The sequence below is a fragment of the Nitrospirota bacterium genome, assembly GCA_016219645.1.
GTDB lineage: Bacteria > Nitrospirota > Nitrospiria > Nitrospirales > Nitrospiraceae > Palsa-1315.
In genome coordinates this window covers 313,513-326,646 of the sequence record JACRLR010000016.1, presented here as the reverse complement: position 1 = coordinate 326,646, position 13,134 = coordinate 313,513, and the positions used below count along the sequence as shown (strand labels likewise).

The 13,134-nt window shown below is 55.0% G+C and carries 19 protein-coding genes; 13 read left to right on the top strand and 6 right to left on the bottom strand.

From position 1 onward, the window contains the following. Positions 1-333: 333 nt before the first annotated feature. The 4 genes from HZB34_05915 to HZB34_05900 all read right to left on the bottom strand — a co-directional run bounded on the left by HZB34_05915 (position 334) and on the right by HZB34_05900 (position 2,570). The gene (locus tag HZB34_05915) at positions 334-1,065 is read right to left on the bottom strand and encodes a hypothetical protein (GenBank protein MBI5315489.1); all 732 of its coding nucleotides are present in this window, start codon (positions 1,063-1,065) and stop codon (positions 334-336) included. Between the two features lie 260 nt (positions 1,066-1,325). Next, entirely contained in the window at positions 1,326-2,087 is a 762-nt protein-coding gene (locus HZB34_05910; GenBank protein ID MBI5315488.1) for a hypothetical protein, read from the bottom strand. Beyond that, positions 2,020-2,394: a hypothetical protein gene (locus tag HZB34_05905; GenBank protein ID MBI5315487.1), complete on the bottom strand. Its 375-nt coding sequence runs from the start codon at positions 2,392-2,394 to the stop codon at positions 2,020-2,022. Before HZB34_05905 ends, HZB34_05910 begins: the two co-directional genes overlap by 68 nt. Beyond that, complete coding sequence (locus tag HZB34_05900; GenBank protein MBI5315486.1) at positions 2,343-2,570, bottom strand: zinc ribbon domain-containing protein; 228 nt, start codon at positions 2,568-2,570, stop codon at positions 2,343-2,345. The genes HZB34_05905 and HZB34_05900 overlap by 52 nt, the downstream gene beginning before the upstream one ends. A gap of 80 nt (positions 2,571-2,650) precedes the next feature. On the opposite strand from HZB34_05900, the gene HZB34_05895 reads away from it, so the two are divergent. The 3 genes from HZB34_05895 to HZB34_05885 all read left to right on the top strand — a co-directional run bounded on the left by HZB34_05895 (position 2,651) and on the right by HZB34_05885 (position 4,439). Continuing rightward, positions 2,651-2,923 carry a hypothetical protein gene (locus tag HZB34_05895; protein MBI5315485.1) on the top strand — a complete coding sequence of 91 codons (273 nt, stop codon included), beginning with the start codon at positions 2,651-2,653 and terminating at the stop codon, positions 2,921-2,923. After that, positions 2,920-4,056 carry a radical SAM family heme chaperone HemW gene (gene hemW / locus HZB34_05890; protein ID MBI5315484.1) on the top strand — a complete coding sequence of 379 codons (1,137 nt, stop codon included), beginning with the start codon at positions 2,920-2,922 and terminating at the stop codon, positions 4,054-4,056. The genes HZB34_05895 and hemW overlap by 4 nt, the downstream gene beginning before the upstream one ends. Positions 4,057-4,226: 170 nt before the next feature. Next, complete coding sequence (locus tag HZB34_05885; GenBank protein MBI5315483.1) at positions 4,227-4,439, top strand: hypothetical protein; 213 nt, start codon at positions 4,227-4,229, stop codon at positions 4,437-4,439. Positions 4,440-4,775: 336 nt separating this feature from the next. Here the strand turns inward: HZB34_05885 and cax are convergent, their stop codons facing one another. Continuing rightward, entirely contained in the window at positions 4,776-5,849 is a 1,074-nt protein-coding gene (gene cax, locus HZB34_05880) for a calcium/proton exchanger (protein MBI5315482.1), read from the bottom strand. A gap of 34 nt (positions 5,850-5,883) precedes the next feature. Between cax and HZB34_05875 the strand changes: the two genes are divergently transcribed. Next, entirely contained in the window at positions 5,884-6,564 is a 681-nt protein-coding gene (locus HZB34_05875) for a hypothetical protein (protein MBI5315481.1), read from the top strand. Positions 6,565-6,596: 32 nt separating this feature from the next. Next, the gene (locus HZB34_05870) at positions 6,597-6,893 is read left to right on the top strand and encodes an ATP-dependent Clp protease adaptor ClpS (GenBank protein MBI5315480.1); all 297 of its coding nucleotides are present in this window, start codon (positions 6,597-6,599) and stop codon (positions 6,891-6,893) included. Between the two features lie 10 nt (positions 6,894-6,903). Here HZB34_05870 and HZB34_05865 read toward each other — a convergent pair whose 3' ends face one another. Beyond that, positions 6,904-7,332 carry a hypothetical protein gene (locus tag HZB34_05865; protein ID MBI5315479.1) on the bottom strand — a complete coding sequence of 143 codons (429 nt, stop codon included), beginning with the start codon at positions 7,330-7,332 and terminating at the stop codon, positions 6,904-6,906. Positions 7,333-7,523: 191 nt separating this feature from the next. Here HZB34_05865 and thiS point away from each other — a divergent pair, with 191 nt between their 5' ends. The 8 genes from thiS to HZB34_05825 all read left to right on the top strand — a co-directional run bounded on the left by thiS (position 7,524) and on the right by HZB34_05825 (position 12,946). After that, positions 7,524-7,724 carry a sulfur carrier protein ThiS gene (gene thiS, locus HZB34_05860; protein ID MBI5315478.1) on the top strand — a complete coding sequence of 67 codons (201 nt, stop codon included), beginning with the start codon at positions 7,524-7,526 and terminating at the stop codon, positions 7,722-7,724. 2 nt (positions 7,725-7,726) lie between these two features. Further along, positions 7,727-8,650 (top strand): cysteine synthase A, encoded by a 924-nt coding sequence (gene cysK / locus HZB34_05855; protein ID MBI5315477.1) that lies wholly within the window; start codon positions 7,727-7,729, stop codon positions 8,648-8,650. A 97-nt stretch (positions 8,651-8,747) separates the two neighbouring features. After that, positions 8,748-9,560 (top strand): molybdopterin-synthase adenylyltransferase MoeB, encoded by an 813-nt coding sequence (gene moeB, locus HZB34_05850; protein ID MBI5315476.1) that lies wholly within the window; start codon positions 8,748-8,750, stop codon positions 9,558-9,560. Between the two features lie 26 nt (positions 9,561-9,586). Beyond that, positions 9,587-10,837: a threonine synthase gene (locus tag HZB34_05845; protein MBI5315475.1), complete on the top strand. Its 1,251-nt coding sequence runs from the start codon at positions 9,587-9,589 to the stop codon at positions 10,835-10,837. Beyond that, positions 10,834-11,121, top strand: coding sequence for a MoaD/ThiS family protein (locus HZB34_05840; GenBank protein ID MBI5315474.1), 288 nt, complete (start codon positions 10,834-10,836; stop codon positions 11,119-11,121). Before HZB34_05845 ends, HZB34_05840 begins: the two co-directional genes overlap by 4 nt. Next, the gene (locus HZB34_05835) at positions 11,109-11,348 is read left to right on the top strand and encodes an NIL domain-containing protein (GenBank protein ID MBI5315473.1); all 240 of its coding nucleotides are present in this window, start codon (positions 11,109-11,111) and stop codon (positions 11,346-11,348) included. The genes HZB34_05840 and HZB34_05835 overlap by 13 nt, the downstream gene beginning before the upstream one ends. 276 nt (positions 11,349-11,624) lie before the next feature. Next, entirely contained in the window at positions 11,625-12,428 is an 804-nt protein-coding gene (gene moeB / locus HZB34_05830; GenBank protein ID MBI5315472.1) for a molybdopterin-synthase adenylyltransferase MoeB, read from the top strand. Between the two features lie 2 nt (positions 12,429-12,430). Continuing rightward, positions 12,431-12,946, top strand: coding sequence for a M67 family metallopeptidase (locus tag HZB34_05825; protein MBI5315471.1), 516 nt, complete (start codon positions 12,431-12,433; stop codon positions 12,944-12,946). Positions 12,947-13,134 lie beyond the last annotated feature (188 nt).

Here is a 13,134-nt window from a genome sequence, read left to right as displayed (position 1 = left end):
AGGGATGGAGTCTAGGGTATAGCTAAACGTGGGACTGGGGGCAGGATCAGCTTATCGTGCGGATTTTGTTTACGCTACCTAGCCCGCATTATTCACGAGAGTTCGTGACGAAACCACCGAGACGCCACGCGAGACGGGTGCGCGGAGCCGCGAGGGAGGGAGGCATACTTGAAACAGTATGTCGACCGACTGAGCGGCGAGCCCGCCCGCCGTCAGGCTTGTCACAGCGGCGTATCGGCGGTTGCAGTAGAAGTCTTCGTGAATAATGCGGGCTAGCTAACTCGTGTTCTCCTGATCGGCAGGAATGATGTTCAGAGAACAGAATTCACCGCGTCAATGAGCAGGGATACCAGGCCCGATCCTCTCTAGGATGATCTGTTTAATCTGCGAGGCAAACCGCTTGGAGACTTCCACGTTTTGCAAGTAATGCCCGGTTTCTGACACGGTAGAGGTGATAGGCGGTTCTTGGGAAGTGATCGTTGCTTCGAATATGACGGCAGTCATCTTGCCAGGCTTGCCGGTTTTGGGCTGCAGGACGTAGACGTCCTTGATCGAAACCTTGGGAGCGACTTCAACATCCGCAATAGATGGTACAGAACGAACTTTCCCTTTGTCGGAGGAACTACGGTCTCCCTCGACGAGTTTGATGATAGGATCGGAAGTGAATTCGCTCCGAATTTGTCGCTCAACCGAACCCTTTGATTTCTCCGCTTCCTGCATCTTGCTGTCGAGAACCGGCGGGACGAGGCTCACGTAGATCGGGTCGTTCGGTCGCCGTTTTGGAGCAATGCTGAGGCCTTCGATTTGCTCCACTTTTCTGGTTCTTCGCTGCTCTGTCATCTGCTGAGCCGGTACCTGGCGTTTCGCCTTCGAGTCTTGTGTATATTGAGTCGACGTCTGCCCATCATAGTCTGTCTCGTTCGCGACAGCCTTGCTGCCCTGCCCGTCGGCCCTGTAGACCTTCGATGTGTTGGTCCCCCCTGTGCAGGCAGTCATGGCAAGGCAGACCATGACAAGGCAGCCGGGAATCAGGACGGACTTCGGTCGACGTGGCGTCTTGGACATTGCCTGTATTCCTCCTGAATGGATTGAGTTATCGGGAGTGGAAACCTTCTCGGCTCTTGGCAACAACATGCGCTAAGTGTAGCAGCAACCGGAACCACCTCGAACTTCTTGAAAATCCAATGGTTTGCAGTACTACGCTGCAAAAGTTGATCGAGATGCCGGCGGTGCCATCCACCGAAACAGAACCGAGAGGCCATCAGAAGGGATGCGACTGCAGACAGGGAGTCAGGACTGGAGGAGCGAAAGAAGAGAATTGGGAGTCAATGAAAAGGGTCAGATTTATGTGGCCTCAACAGATAATCGATCCGTTCAAGCTTCACCACTGGCATAATCACGCCGAGGCCCTCTTGGTCATGCGAGAAATCGTACAGCAACGACTCCTCCGGAATGAGCCGCCCGGTCATGGCTACGATGATATCGACCGGCTCACCTCGCGCCAACCGTAGTTCGAGTTCGTCCCGTAGCGGCGCTGAGGCCTTTGCCACAAGATCACCCTCAACATACTCATACTTGAATCGCACAACACCCCACCTCGTCGGCGTAAACTCGGGGCCGAGGGCCACGTGAAATCCACCTGCCTCCGCGTCATACCGGGACAATTCACCGAACCAGACAAAGGTGATGAGTTGAGTCAAGACAGGATTGCCTGCACGCTTGGCATCACGCTCCCGGTTCAACCTGAATAATCGTTCGTCACGTTCAGGGTTATGGTGGCCGTGGCCATATACCAGGCCCCAGTCCGGTGGGCTTGTATCGAGTGCGTCAAGAAACTGCTCAATCGACCGAGGATCAATCAAAATGTGGGAGTCAGGCGGCAGGATCCTATGGAGATCCTTGGGCGCGATCGTCAGTAGTGGTCTGACGCCGAGAGTGTCTTCTGCCCATCCTTCTCCAACCGGCCCCACAGTCAGGAATAGTGCGACGATGCCCCAGAGAACCAACATGGGATAGGGATTACTCGGTTGCACCAGCGACAGCCCGCTCAAAACCTGCACGAAGATCAGTGACTGCCTGCTGGTCACCCATGACCACTCCACATTCAAGCAACAGTGCCAGCCGAGGATTGGGATCGATGCGGCGCAAGTCCTGGCGGCTGAATCCACCGGATGCAATGACCTTTTGATAGGTGCCCAGCCAGGATTCAGTTATGGCACGCAGCCCGGCATCGGTCGGTTTCATCCGGCCGAGCCTTACCTCATTGAGCAATTTGATGAGAGGGTCGGACTGATAGATCGTGGTAATCGCACGCTGTAGGCCTTGATCGCCGGACTCCATGGTCAATTTGTGGAGCAGGAACCGGAGCCGCGCGGGTCGCCGCAACTTCCGCAAGCGCCTCCGCCATTCCCCGGCAATACCCAGCCATCTGTGCCGCCGACACCGAACGAAGAAATCTGTTTCTCCAACTTCGTGGCTTTACACTTTGGGCAGGCAGCGCTCGTTGAGCCATAGACCAACAGCTCGAACCGATGATTGCATTCTCCGCAGACATATTCGAAGATAGGCATGGCTTGTATTCCCCCTCTTGAGGACTATTATAAGGATCGAGCCGGCCACTTCGCAATCTGCCAGGAGGCTGAGGAGTCTTATGTACCAAGAAGAAAAAACCTTTACCTTTCGGTTCAGCCTGGAAGCCTCATTCCCTGACGAGTATGAAGGTGATGCGGAGCACCATGCCTGGGTCCAGGAGTGGGAAGCGCTGATCAAACCCGACCTGCTCAAGGCACTCTTCGAGTCATTGCGTCAACACCGGGCTTGGCACACACATGTACGCAATCGCGGGAAGTCTCCTGCCGATGAAATAGAAATCGTCCTTGCGAGGGACTTTTCCAAACCTCAAGGATTCAGTCTCACGTCATGACACCCCCGCCCCTCGGTGTGTATCTCCATATCCCCTTCTGCCGACAGCGATGTGACTTCTGTGCCTTCTACCTTGAAATCCATCGAGGGGACCGCGCGGAGGCTTTTGTCCGATCCCTCGTTCAAGAAATTCGGCTGTCGGCACAAGAACATGTGGCCGCTGGCCGTACCGTGCAGTCGGTCTATCTTGGGGGTGGCACACCGACGGCGCTCGCCACGAGTCAGCTCCTCGCGATCCTGTCAGAGATTCGCGCGCATTTCGCTCTTGTCTCAAACTGTGAAATCACCGTTGAGGCGCACCCCTCTACGATTTCCGAGCAGGATCACATACAACTACTTGAGGCCGGGGTCACCAGAATCAGTTTCGGCGCAGAATCGATGGAGGATAGCGAACTGAATCTGATCGGACGGCCCGGTACCGTCCACGAGACTATTAGGGCAGTTGGTCGGGCTAAAGCGGCCGGGTTTACCAATGTCAACCTCGATGTGATGTATGGGCTCCCCAACCAAAGCCTGGAAGACTGGCGGCAGACGCTCGCTCACTGTCTCTCCCTTGAACCGACACACCTCTCTTGCTATGCCTTGACAGTCGAAGAAGATACGAAACTGGCTACCGACATCCGGCGAGGGCGGAGTCCGGCCCCAGACGAAGGCCTGCAGATTGACATGGACAAGGCCGCAGAACAGATACTCGACGACGCCGGCTATGAACGGTATGAGGTATCGAACTACGCTAAACCCGGCTATGCCTGCCGACACAACTTGCTCTACTGGACCAACGGCGAATATCTTGGGTTGGGCCCGAGCGCACAGTCCTATCTGGGCGGAACAAGATTCGGAAACGTTGCCGACCTTGCAGCCTACAATGCATCACTCACGGGAAGCCGATTGCCTATTGAAGATCGCACCAGGCTCTCAGAAGAGGAACAACTCCGCGATGCCGTAATTTTTGGCCTGCGACTCATTCAAGGAATTCCCACATGCCACCTACATCAACATGCGGCAAATTATGGACTTTCATCTGTCACCGCACAGTTACTCGCAGCCCGGTTGATCGAAAAAGACGGTGAGCGCAGCAGACTATCGCCACAAGGTCGCCTTTTTGCTGACACGATCGCCGAGCAGTTGTACTAGCAGCACTCTGGTTTATTTGGTTCATTTGGTCTGTTTGGTTTGTCTGGTTCGCCCGGTTCAACCAAACAAACGAGACAAACCAAACAAACCTGTTTCCGCGCCTGCACTACACACGTTGACTTTGCCTTTCGGTCGGGTGGACACTGATCGGAGATCACGGCGGAGTTGCCATGCCAGTCAATATGGATCCTGCGAAGAAACGGAGAAGACAGCCGGTGCCACCGGAGGCAGACTCATCTCAGCCTGAGACGGAACAGGCTATACCGAAGCAACCGGTTCAGTTTGGTGAAGAGACGGAAGAGGACCGGGCGAAAGCTCTGGCAGATGCGGAGTCGAAGAATCTGTGGGAAGCCACGGAGGTCATCGACATGGATAAGTTCTGAGGCAGAGACCTGCGCGGGAAAAGCGAGACGCGCAGAATCAAAGCTTGAAAACCGCACTCCTCACGCGCTGGATGCTCAAAAAGTCCACGGTTCTCACCCGCCCAGCCCAAGCGCGCCAAGACGCGCTGTTCCTCGGGCAAGGCTGTAACGAACTATCACTTCATAAGGAGTGGGTGGGATGATCCCAACTGCGCGCATCTTTCCAATCCATCGTTTCTTTTTCAAGGGTAGCCTAGTCGATCCTCGAGTGCGCGCGTCGAACGAGCACATTCCGATCGCGCGCGTTGCGCGAGCACGAGGATCGTCCCAGCTACCCCGTCATTTTTCAGCATCCAGCTAGGCCGGCAGGAAGAAAAAGGCAATAGCCAGCATCAGGTAGACCCCGACCAACATTGCACCTTCCATCCAGTTCGATTCTCCGTCCATTGCCACGAACCCTACAACCAAAACTGACATCGTCACAGCAGCCACTTCGAATGGCGTGAAGATCAAATCCAATGGCGCCCCGAATAGATAACTGGCAAAGACAAGCAACGGTGCAACGAGCAATGCAATCTGCAGGCTAGATCCCACGGCAATACCATAGGCGAGGTCCATCTTGTTTTTTACCGCCACCATCACCGCCGTGGAATGTTCTGCCGCATTGCCGACCAGGGCGACGAGAATGACCCCGACGAAGACTTGCGTCAGCCCGAGTCGATGGGCAGCAGGCTCAAGCGCGCTGATCAGCATTTCGCTCATCAGGGCCACAAGACAGGTCACCACCGTCAGCACAGTAACCGAAGCGCGCTTGCTCCAGGGCTGCTCCCCGAGGTCCGAGGCACTATGAGAATCTCCGGCAAAAAGATGCCGATGAGTCCTCAAGGTAAACAAGAGGCTTAGCGCGTAAATAATGAATAATATTAATGATATTACTAGGCTTAAATCCTTCTCGGCCGCAGCGCCTCGATCGGAGGCAGTGAAATGAAAAAGAGCAGGAATGATGAGCCCCACGGCAGCGAGAAGCAAAAGACTGGCGCCCATCCCGGCCGCGGTTTGATTAAACTTCTGCCGCTCGTATTTTATTCCACCGGCAAACATCGAGACTCCGAGTACGAGTAATATGTTACCGATGATCGAGCCGGTAAGAGAAGCTTTCACAACATCGTGAAGGCCCTCGCGGAGGGCCACCAGTGCAATAATCAATTCCGCGGCATTACCGAGCGAGGCATTGAGCAACGCGCCAACGCCGGCGCCGACATGGGTTGTCAAATGTTCTGTGGCCCGCCCCAACAGGCCCGCCAGCGGAATAATGGCAAGTCCAGCTGATACAAAGACCAGCAGTGGATCGGCTCGCAGGACTTCGAGCACGACGGTCACAGGAACAAAGATGAGCAGGAAATCAAGCCACGACGTGAAGAGATATCGCACGCGCAAACCCTAACATGACCGTGAAACTTTGTCGATGAATCGACTCCGAGCACCCCACGCGCTGTTCTACCCCTTTCACCTATGCCACCCGGATACCTTGGCACGGCTCCTGACTCGCTTTGCCTCCGTCCATTTCCGCGACTTCATGGCCCTGCAATTGACCCCTATGTCCGGGATGACCGCCTTTCAAGAGCGGATGGGCCTGAGTTTCCCGGACCTCGTCGAGGCCGGACGCCTCGTGCAAGGCTATGATGTCAGCGGACCCCTACCACCGGCAGTGGCAGCCGCCGTCGATCGCGACCTTCAGGATCCCCTTTGGCGCGCGATCTTTCACATGGCACTTTGCCGGGACCGTCGATTCCAACGAGGACTCTTCGAGCCATCCCACAGTCTTCGTGTCGGCGACCGTCTCGTGCCAGGCCCTGCTGTACTCCTGCGCCTCATGGACGGCTCATTCGGACGGCAAGCCTATGACCTCGACCTAGTGAGAGCTTTCTCGAAGAGCGGCGGGACCCTGGCCGACGGACACTACTTTGAATATGGCCTCGCCCTTCTCAAGACATCAGCTTCTCTCGTCTATACTCAGACATTGGCCCTGGCTCACCAGATCCAGCCGGTCACAGACTCTCGCGCTCATTTTGCGCTCTACGCGCAATCCTGCTTCCGCGAAAATTGGCCGAGAATCAACCATCTGCTTATCCGGACAGGCTATTAAAAATTCCGGCGAGTCTGCTAGAATCGGCCCCCATGGCTGGCACAAAAACACCCTTCGCACCCCCTGTCCCGACAGAGAGCACCAGTGTCGACACTGGTGCTCAAGTCGACGCGCGGGTGGTTGTGTTCAACTGCGAGTGCCATACCTACGACCAGGTAATTACGCTCTTTTGCCAACACATTCCAGGCATGAACGCCACGAAGGCCTTTGAGCTGGCATGGAAGATCGACCATGATGGAGAAGCCGTCGTGTTCGAAGGAACACTGGCACAGGCGGAAGAGATCGCAGGGAAACTGGCGGGAGGGGGGCTGCGAGTGGCAGTGCAATAATCGCCGCTTACTACTTCTTGTGTTTCTTCTTGGCGTTCTTCTTGAGATTCTTCTTGGGCTTCTTTGCTGTTGCTTTCGCTGGTCGCGCTTTTGGTTTTGCTTTCGGCTCGGGCTTAGCTTCCCCCTTCACGATGGCTGGACGCGCGATCGCTTTCGCAGATATGTGTTTGGCGGGAGCGTGCTTCGCAGGCGAAGTTTTCTTGCCGTGACTTCCAGACCCACCCTTGACTGGCTTCCCTTCGGCGAGTTGGGCCTGAAGCTTGTGCGTCGCGGAAGTTTTATTCAATTTCGTCACCATATCACCGCTATAAATCCGCACTTGATAGAGCTCTAAGAGCTTCCCGATAGCCTTCTGATCTCCTTTCTTCGCGGCATTCAACAACCGGCGGCGATGGTTCATCTCCTCTTCTTCAGTATGGGAAGCAGCCCGTCGTTCCATGTCCACCCTTTCATTCTACGGGGGTCTGATATCCCGCGCGGGGCGCAGCATACCCGAAATTACCAATTTCTTCTAGCGCCTTTTTATAGACGGCCGCGAGGAGGGAGCTGTTTCCGTTACCTTGACAATGGAGAAGTCGCTTTGATAACGTGTTGAAATTGTTTAATCTCTTGGCCATATCAGGAGTCTCGATGCAGGTCAAAATCAATGGCAAGGCAGAAGAGATTTCAGGGGGGTCGGTCCTCGACCTGCTCCAAGCCAAGAAGATTGAACCGCAAATGGTTGCGGTTGAAGTCAACGATACCATGGTAGACCGGGATCATCTTGCCACGACCCACCTGAACGAGGGCGATCGGGTCGAGTTCTTGTTTTATATGGGAGGTGGACGGTGACGATGACCCTGCACAAAGACATCACCGAACTTATCGGGCGTACTCCCCTCGTTCGCCTGAATCGATTGTCGCCTGCCGGCGGGGCGACAATCTACGGGAAAGTCGAATTCTTCAATCCTGGTGGTAGTGTCAAGGATCGAATCTGCCTGAACATGATCAACGAAGCGGAACGACTGGGAAAGCTGCAGCCGGGCGGTACAATCGTCGAACCGACCAGCGGAAACACCGGGATCGGACTGGCATTGGTGGCTGCGGTCCGAGGCTATAAGCTGATCCTCGTGATGCCAGAGAGCATGAGCATGGAACGGGCGAGTCTTTTGTCCTCTTACGGCGCTCAGCTTGTCTTAACACCTGCTTGGGAAGGCATGAAGGGTTCGATCCGCGAGGCGGAGAGCCTCATCGCACAAAATCCGTCGTACTTTATGCCGGATCAGTTTTCCAATCCGGCCAATCCAGCCATGCATAAGAAGACCACGGCGCTTGAGATTCTCGACTCGCTCGATGGACAGATCGACGCGTTCGTGGCGGCGGTCGGTACGGGCGGAACCATTACCGGATGTGGGGAATTGTTCAAAGAAAAGAATCCCTCTGTAAAAGTGATTGCGGTTGAACCGGCCGGATCGCCTGTCTTATCAGGTGGAGACCCAGGGCCCCATAAGATTCAGGGCATCGGAGCGGGGTTCATTCCGAAAGTATTGAACCGGTCTATTCTCGATCGTGTCATGACGGTGACCGACGACGAGGCCTATCAAACGGCCAAGCAGCTTTCGAAGAAGGAAGGTCTCCTGGTGGGAATTTCCGCTGGAGCCAACGTATTCGCTGCACAGAAAGTGGCCCAAGAACTTGGGCCAGGTAAGAACGTGGTCACGATCTTATGCGACACAGGCGAGCGGTATCTCAGTATAGAAAAGTATTTTAACATTTGACGTGAGGGGTCAGGCGTAAGGGGTAAGGCGAAAGATCACGGATATGGCGTTTTGCGCTCCTACACGCCTCACGTTTTACGCCTAACGGAATTGAGTGATGGAATTTACTGAAGATCAGATAAACAGATACAGCCGGCATATTCTTTTGCCTGAGGTCGGTGGCAAGGGGCAGAAGAAGATTGCCAAGGCCAAGATTCTCCTGGTCGGCGTGGGAGGCCTTGGATCGCCGGTGGCGCTCTATCTGGCTGCAGCCGGTATCGGCACCATCGGCCTCATCGATAGCGATGTCGTAGACCTGACCAATCTTCACCGACAGATTCTTCACCATACATCGGACGTAGGCCGCCCCAAGGTCCTCTCGGGGAAAGAAAAGATCCAATCGTTGAATCCTGACGTGCAGGTCTCGATGTACGAAGAACGGCTGACCGCCGGCAATGCGCTGAAGATCATCAGCGGGTATGATGTCATCATTGACGGGGTCGATAGCTTCACAGCTAAGTTCCTGATCAACGATGCGTGTTTCTTCGCCGGCAAGCCGTTAGTCCACGGCGGCATCCTGCGTTTCGATGGCCGCGTGACGACCATTGTGCCAAAGCAATCCGCCTGTTATCGTTGTATCTTCAAGACTCCGCCGCCGCCCGGGCTGGTTGCCTCCTGCCAGGAGGCGGGGGTGATCGGCGTGTTAGCGGGCATCATTGGAACGATCCAGGCGACTGAGGCCTTGAAACTCATTCTGGGTATCGGCCATCCTCTCACCAATCGATTCCTGGATTTTGATGCGCGCAAGACACAGTTCAGAGAAATCAACGTGAAGCGCAATCCTGACTGCGCGCTCTGCGGAGCGCACCCGACGATTACTGAATTGTTTGATGACGGCGATCCGTTTGCCGGCTGTGCCGTCCGGCCGTAGCTATTGATGAACGAGGTGACATCACCATGGCGACCATGAAAGCGCTAGTGTGCCGCGAGTGCGGCAAAGAATACCCGACAAAGGCAATCCATGTCTGCGAAATGTGCTTCGGCCCCCTCGAGGTGAAGTACAACTACGAGGAGATCAAGAAGGGCATTTCCCGCAAGAAAATCCAGGACGGACCAGACAGTATCTGGCGCTATGCCGATCTCCTCCCGGTGCAGGGCCCGACATTTCTCGGCCCTCATGCTGGAATGACGCCGCTGGTCCGCGCCAAAAATCTTGGCGCCCATCTCGGACTGGACGAGCTCTATATTAAAAATGATACGGTCAACCATCCCACTCTCTCATTCAAAGATCGGGTGGTCGCAGTCGCCATCACTCGGGCTCGTGAGTTGGGATTTGAAACCATTGCCTGTGCCTCGACAGGCAATCTGGCCAATTCTGTCGCTGCCCATGCAGCTGCCGCTGGAATGCGAGCCTATGTCTTCATTCCCGGAGATTTGGAGGCGGCCAAGGTTCTTGGAAATTTGATCTATCGGCCGAACGTGGTCGAGGTCGAAGGCAACTACGACGACGTGAATCGCCTCTGCAGCGAAATCGCAGGAGAACATGGCTGGGCCTTCGTCAATATCAACATTCGCCCCTACTATGCGGAAGGTTCGAAGACGTTGGCCTACGAAACCGTGGAGCAACTCGGTTGGCGCACCCCCGACCAAGTGGTCATCCCGATGGCGTCCGGCTCACTCCTGACCAAGATCTGGAAGGGTCTCCATGAAATGAAGACCGTGGGTCTCATCGACGACGTGCGGACGAAGATCAACGGGGCGCAGGCGGAAGGCTGCTCTCCTATTTCAACGGCCTTCAAGTCCGGACGTGATTTCTTCAAGCCCGTAAAACCCAAGACCATTGCGAAGTCTCTGGCCATCGGCAATCCCGCCGACGGGTACTATGCCCTCAAAGCGACCGCCGAGAGCAAGGGCTCCATGGACATGGTTTCAGACGACGAAGTGGTGGAAGGAATCAAATTGTTGGCACAAACCGAAGGAATTTTTGCAGAGACCGCCGGCGGCGTGACAATCGGTGTGCTCCAGAAGCTGGTGAAGCAAGGCACGATCAAGAAAAGCGATGTGACAGTTGCCTATATCACAGGGAATGGACTGAAGACGCAGGAGGCTGTGATCGATGCGGTGGGACGGCCTCATCGCATTCAGCCAAGCCTTGTCAGTTTTGAGCAGACCTTTAAGGTGGGGAAACACGGGGGTGGTGACGCATGATTAAGGTTCGCATTCCAACCCCGCTCCGTTCTCTGACGAAGGGGCAGGGAGAGGTCCAGGCCCAGGCCATGAGTATCGCCGAAATGATCGACAACTTGAACGCCTCCCACCCCGGGATTAAGGATCGCCTCTGCGACGAGACCGGAGAGCTACGCCGGTTCGTGAATATTTATGTCAATGAGGAAGATATCCGGTTCCTCAAGGGCAAAGAAACCTCGCTCAAAGACGGCGACGAAGTCTCGATCGTGCCAGCCATTGCAGGAGGCTCATCATGCCGAACATGAAATTTCACATCCGATTCCCAGAAGACAAGATCAAAGAGCCGATCATTTATCAGATCGGTCACGAATTCAAAGTCATTACCAACGTCAGACGAGCCGACGTTCGTGAAACCACCGGATGGATGGACCTCGAACTGGTAGGGGACAGTACGGAGATAGAACGGGCGATCGCAGGCCTTCGCAAGAAGGGCGTCATCGTCGACCCGATCGAATTGAATGTCGTGGAATAACCCGTCAGGGGTTAGCAGGCTGTTGACAAAGTCCGCCAGCGGCGTTCTCAGAGTACGCTTCGCCTCGTCGCTTGCTGCGGCCTTGCTGGACGGCCTTTCTGAACAGCCTGCGATGGCTTCTGAACGGATCTGTGAGTATCCGCGCCTTCTGTTTCTGTCATGCTCAATTAGTTTGTCAACACCCTGTTAGGGGTGAGGCGTAAGGGGCAAGAGGAAGCTAACCCTCAGAGGATCCGTCGCCTGACGTCTGACGTTTCACGCCTTACGGGAAAGAACATGGAACTCACTGAACCACAGATTCAACGGTATAGCCGGCAGATTCTTCTCGGCGAGGTGGGCGGCAAGGGCCAGATGAAGCTGCGGCAGGCAAAGGTCTTGCTCATCGGCGCCGGGGGGCTCGGCTCTCCTGCCGGACTCTATCTTGCCGCCGCCGGTGTCGGCACCATCGGCCTGGTCGATGGCGACGTCGTTGACCTCTCAAACTTACAGAGACAAATCCTGCATTCCACTGCTACAGTCGGCACGCCAAAAGTGGAATCGGGCAAGAAAACCCTCACGGCCATCAATCCTGAGATCACGGTCAATACCTATCACCAGTTAGTCGATACGGGCAACATCCTCCCGCTCCTCAAGGATTACGACGTCGTGCTGGATGGATCCGATAACTTTTCGACACGTTTTCTCGTGAACGATGCCTGTTTTTTTGCCAAGAAGACGCTCATTTCTGCCAGCATGTTCCGCTTCGAAGGTCAGCTCACGACGATCAAACCCCATGCCGGCTACCCCTGCTACCGCTGTCTCTACCCGGAGCCACCACCAGCTGGACTCGTTCCCAATTGCCAAGAAGCTGGCGTCTTGGGAGCCCTCGCCGGAACCATGGGCATCCTTCAAGCATCGGAAGCAATTAAAGAAATTCTTGGCATCGGCGAAACCATGGCCGACCGCCTGCTCATCTACGACGCCTTGGAGATGAAATTCAGAAAAGTTCGCCGGCCCAAAGACCCGGCCTGCCGCCTCTGCGGACCGACGCCAACAATTACTGATCTGAAGAGTGACTATACTGTCACCTGCGCTATCTAATCGTGTCGGATCTCGTCATCCCTCAGCACATTCTCGACGACCTAGTTGCCCACGCAAGGGAACTCGATCCCTACGAATGTTGCGGGCTCATGGCCGGGATCAATGGAACGGTCACCTATGTCTATCGAATCACCAACATCGTCGCGCTGGAAGGGGCCGAAAAACTGTCTTCCTTCGACCCGGCAAAGGCCGCGCATCTGGAGCGACTTTCCCCGGCCGAGCGAGCCGAGATTGCCTTCGTAATGGATATGCAGGACTTTTCCGCCGCGAAGAAAGATATTCGAAACAAAGGGCTCGATCTGCAAGTGGTCTACCATTCCCATCCTCACGACCCGGCACGTCCCTCCATCACCGACATCAAAATCGCCACCGACTACGAAGAAATTTGGCCGAAGATCAACCTGCCTATCCCCAACTACCTACTCATTTCCCTCATGGAGAAGTCGAAGCCAGACATTCGTCTCTACAATATCAAGGGTGGAAATGTCACACCGGCAGAGATCACAACTCCGATATAAATTCGGTCTATCTCGTCAATTCAGTCTGCCTGGTCTATCTTGTCCATCGATGCGTTTGGCTAACTGGAGAACCGAGACGACATGATAGACCGAATAACCCTCTCCGGTATTTTCCCGTTTGTTTCTATTTGGCCTCAATGCAATAATGATGTTCTGATTGACCTCATACGCGGGAGTGTTCGGTAGGT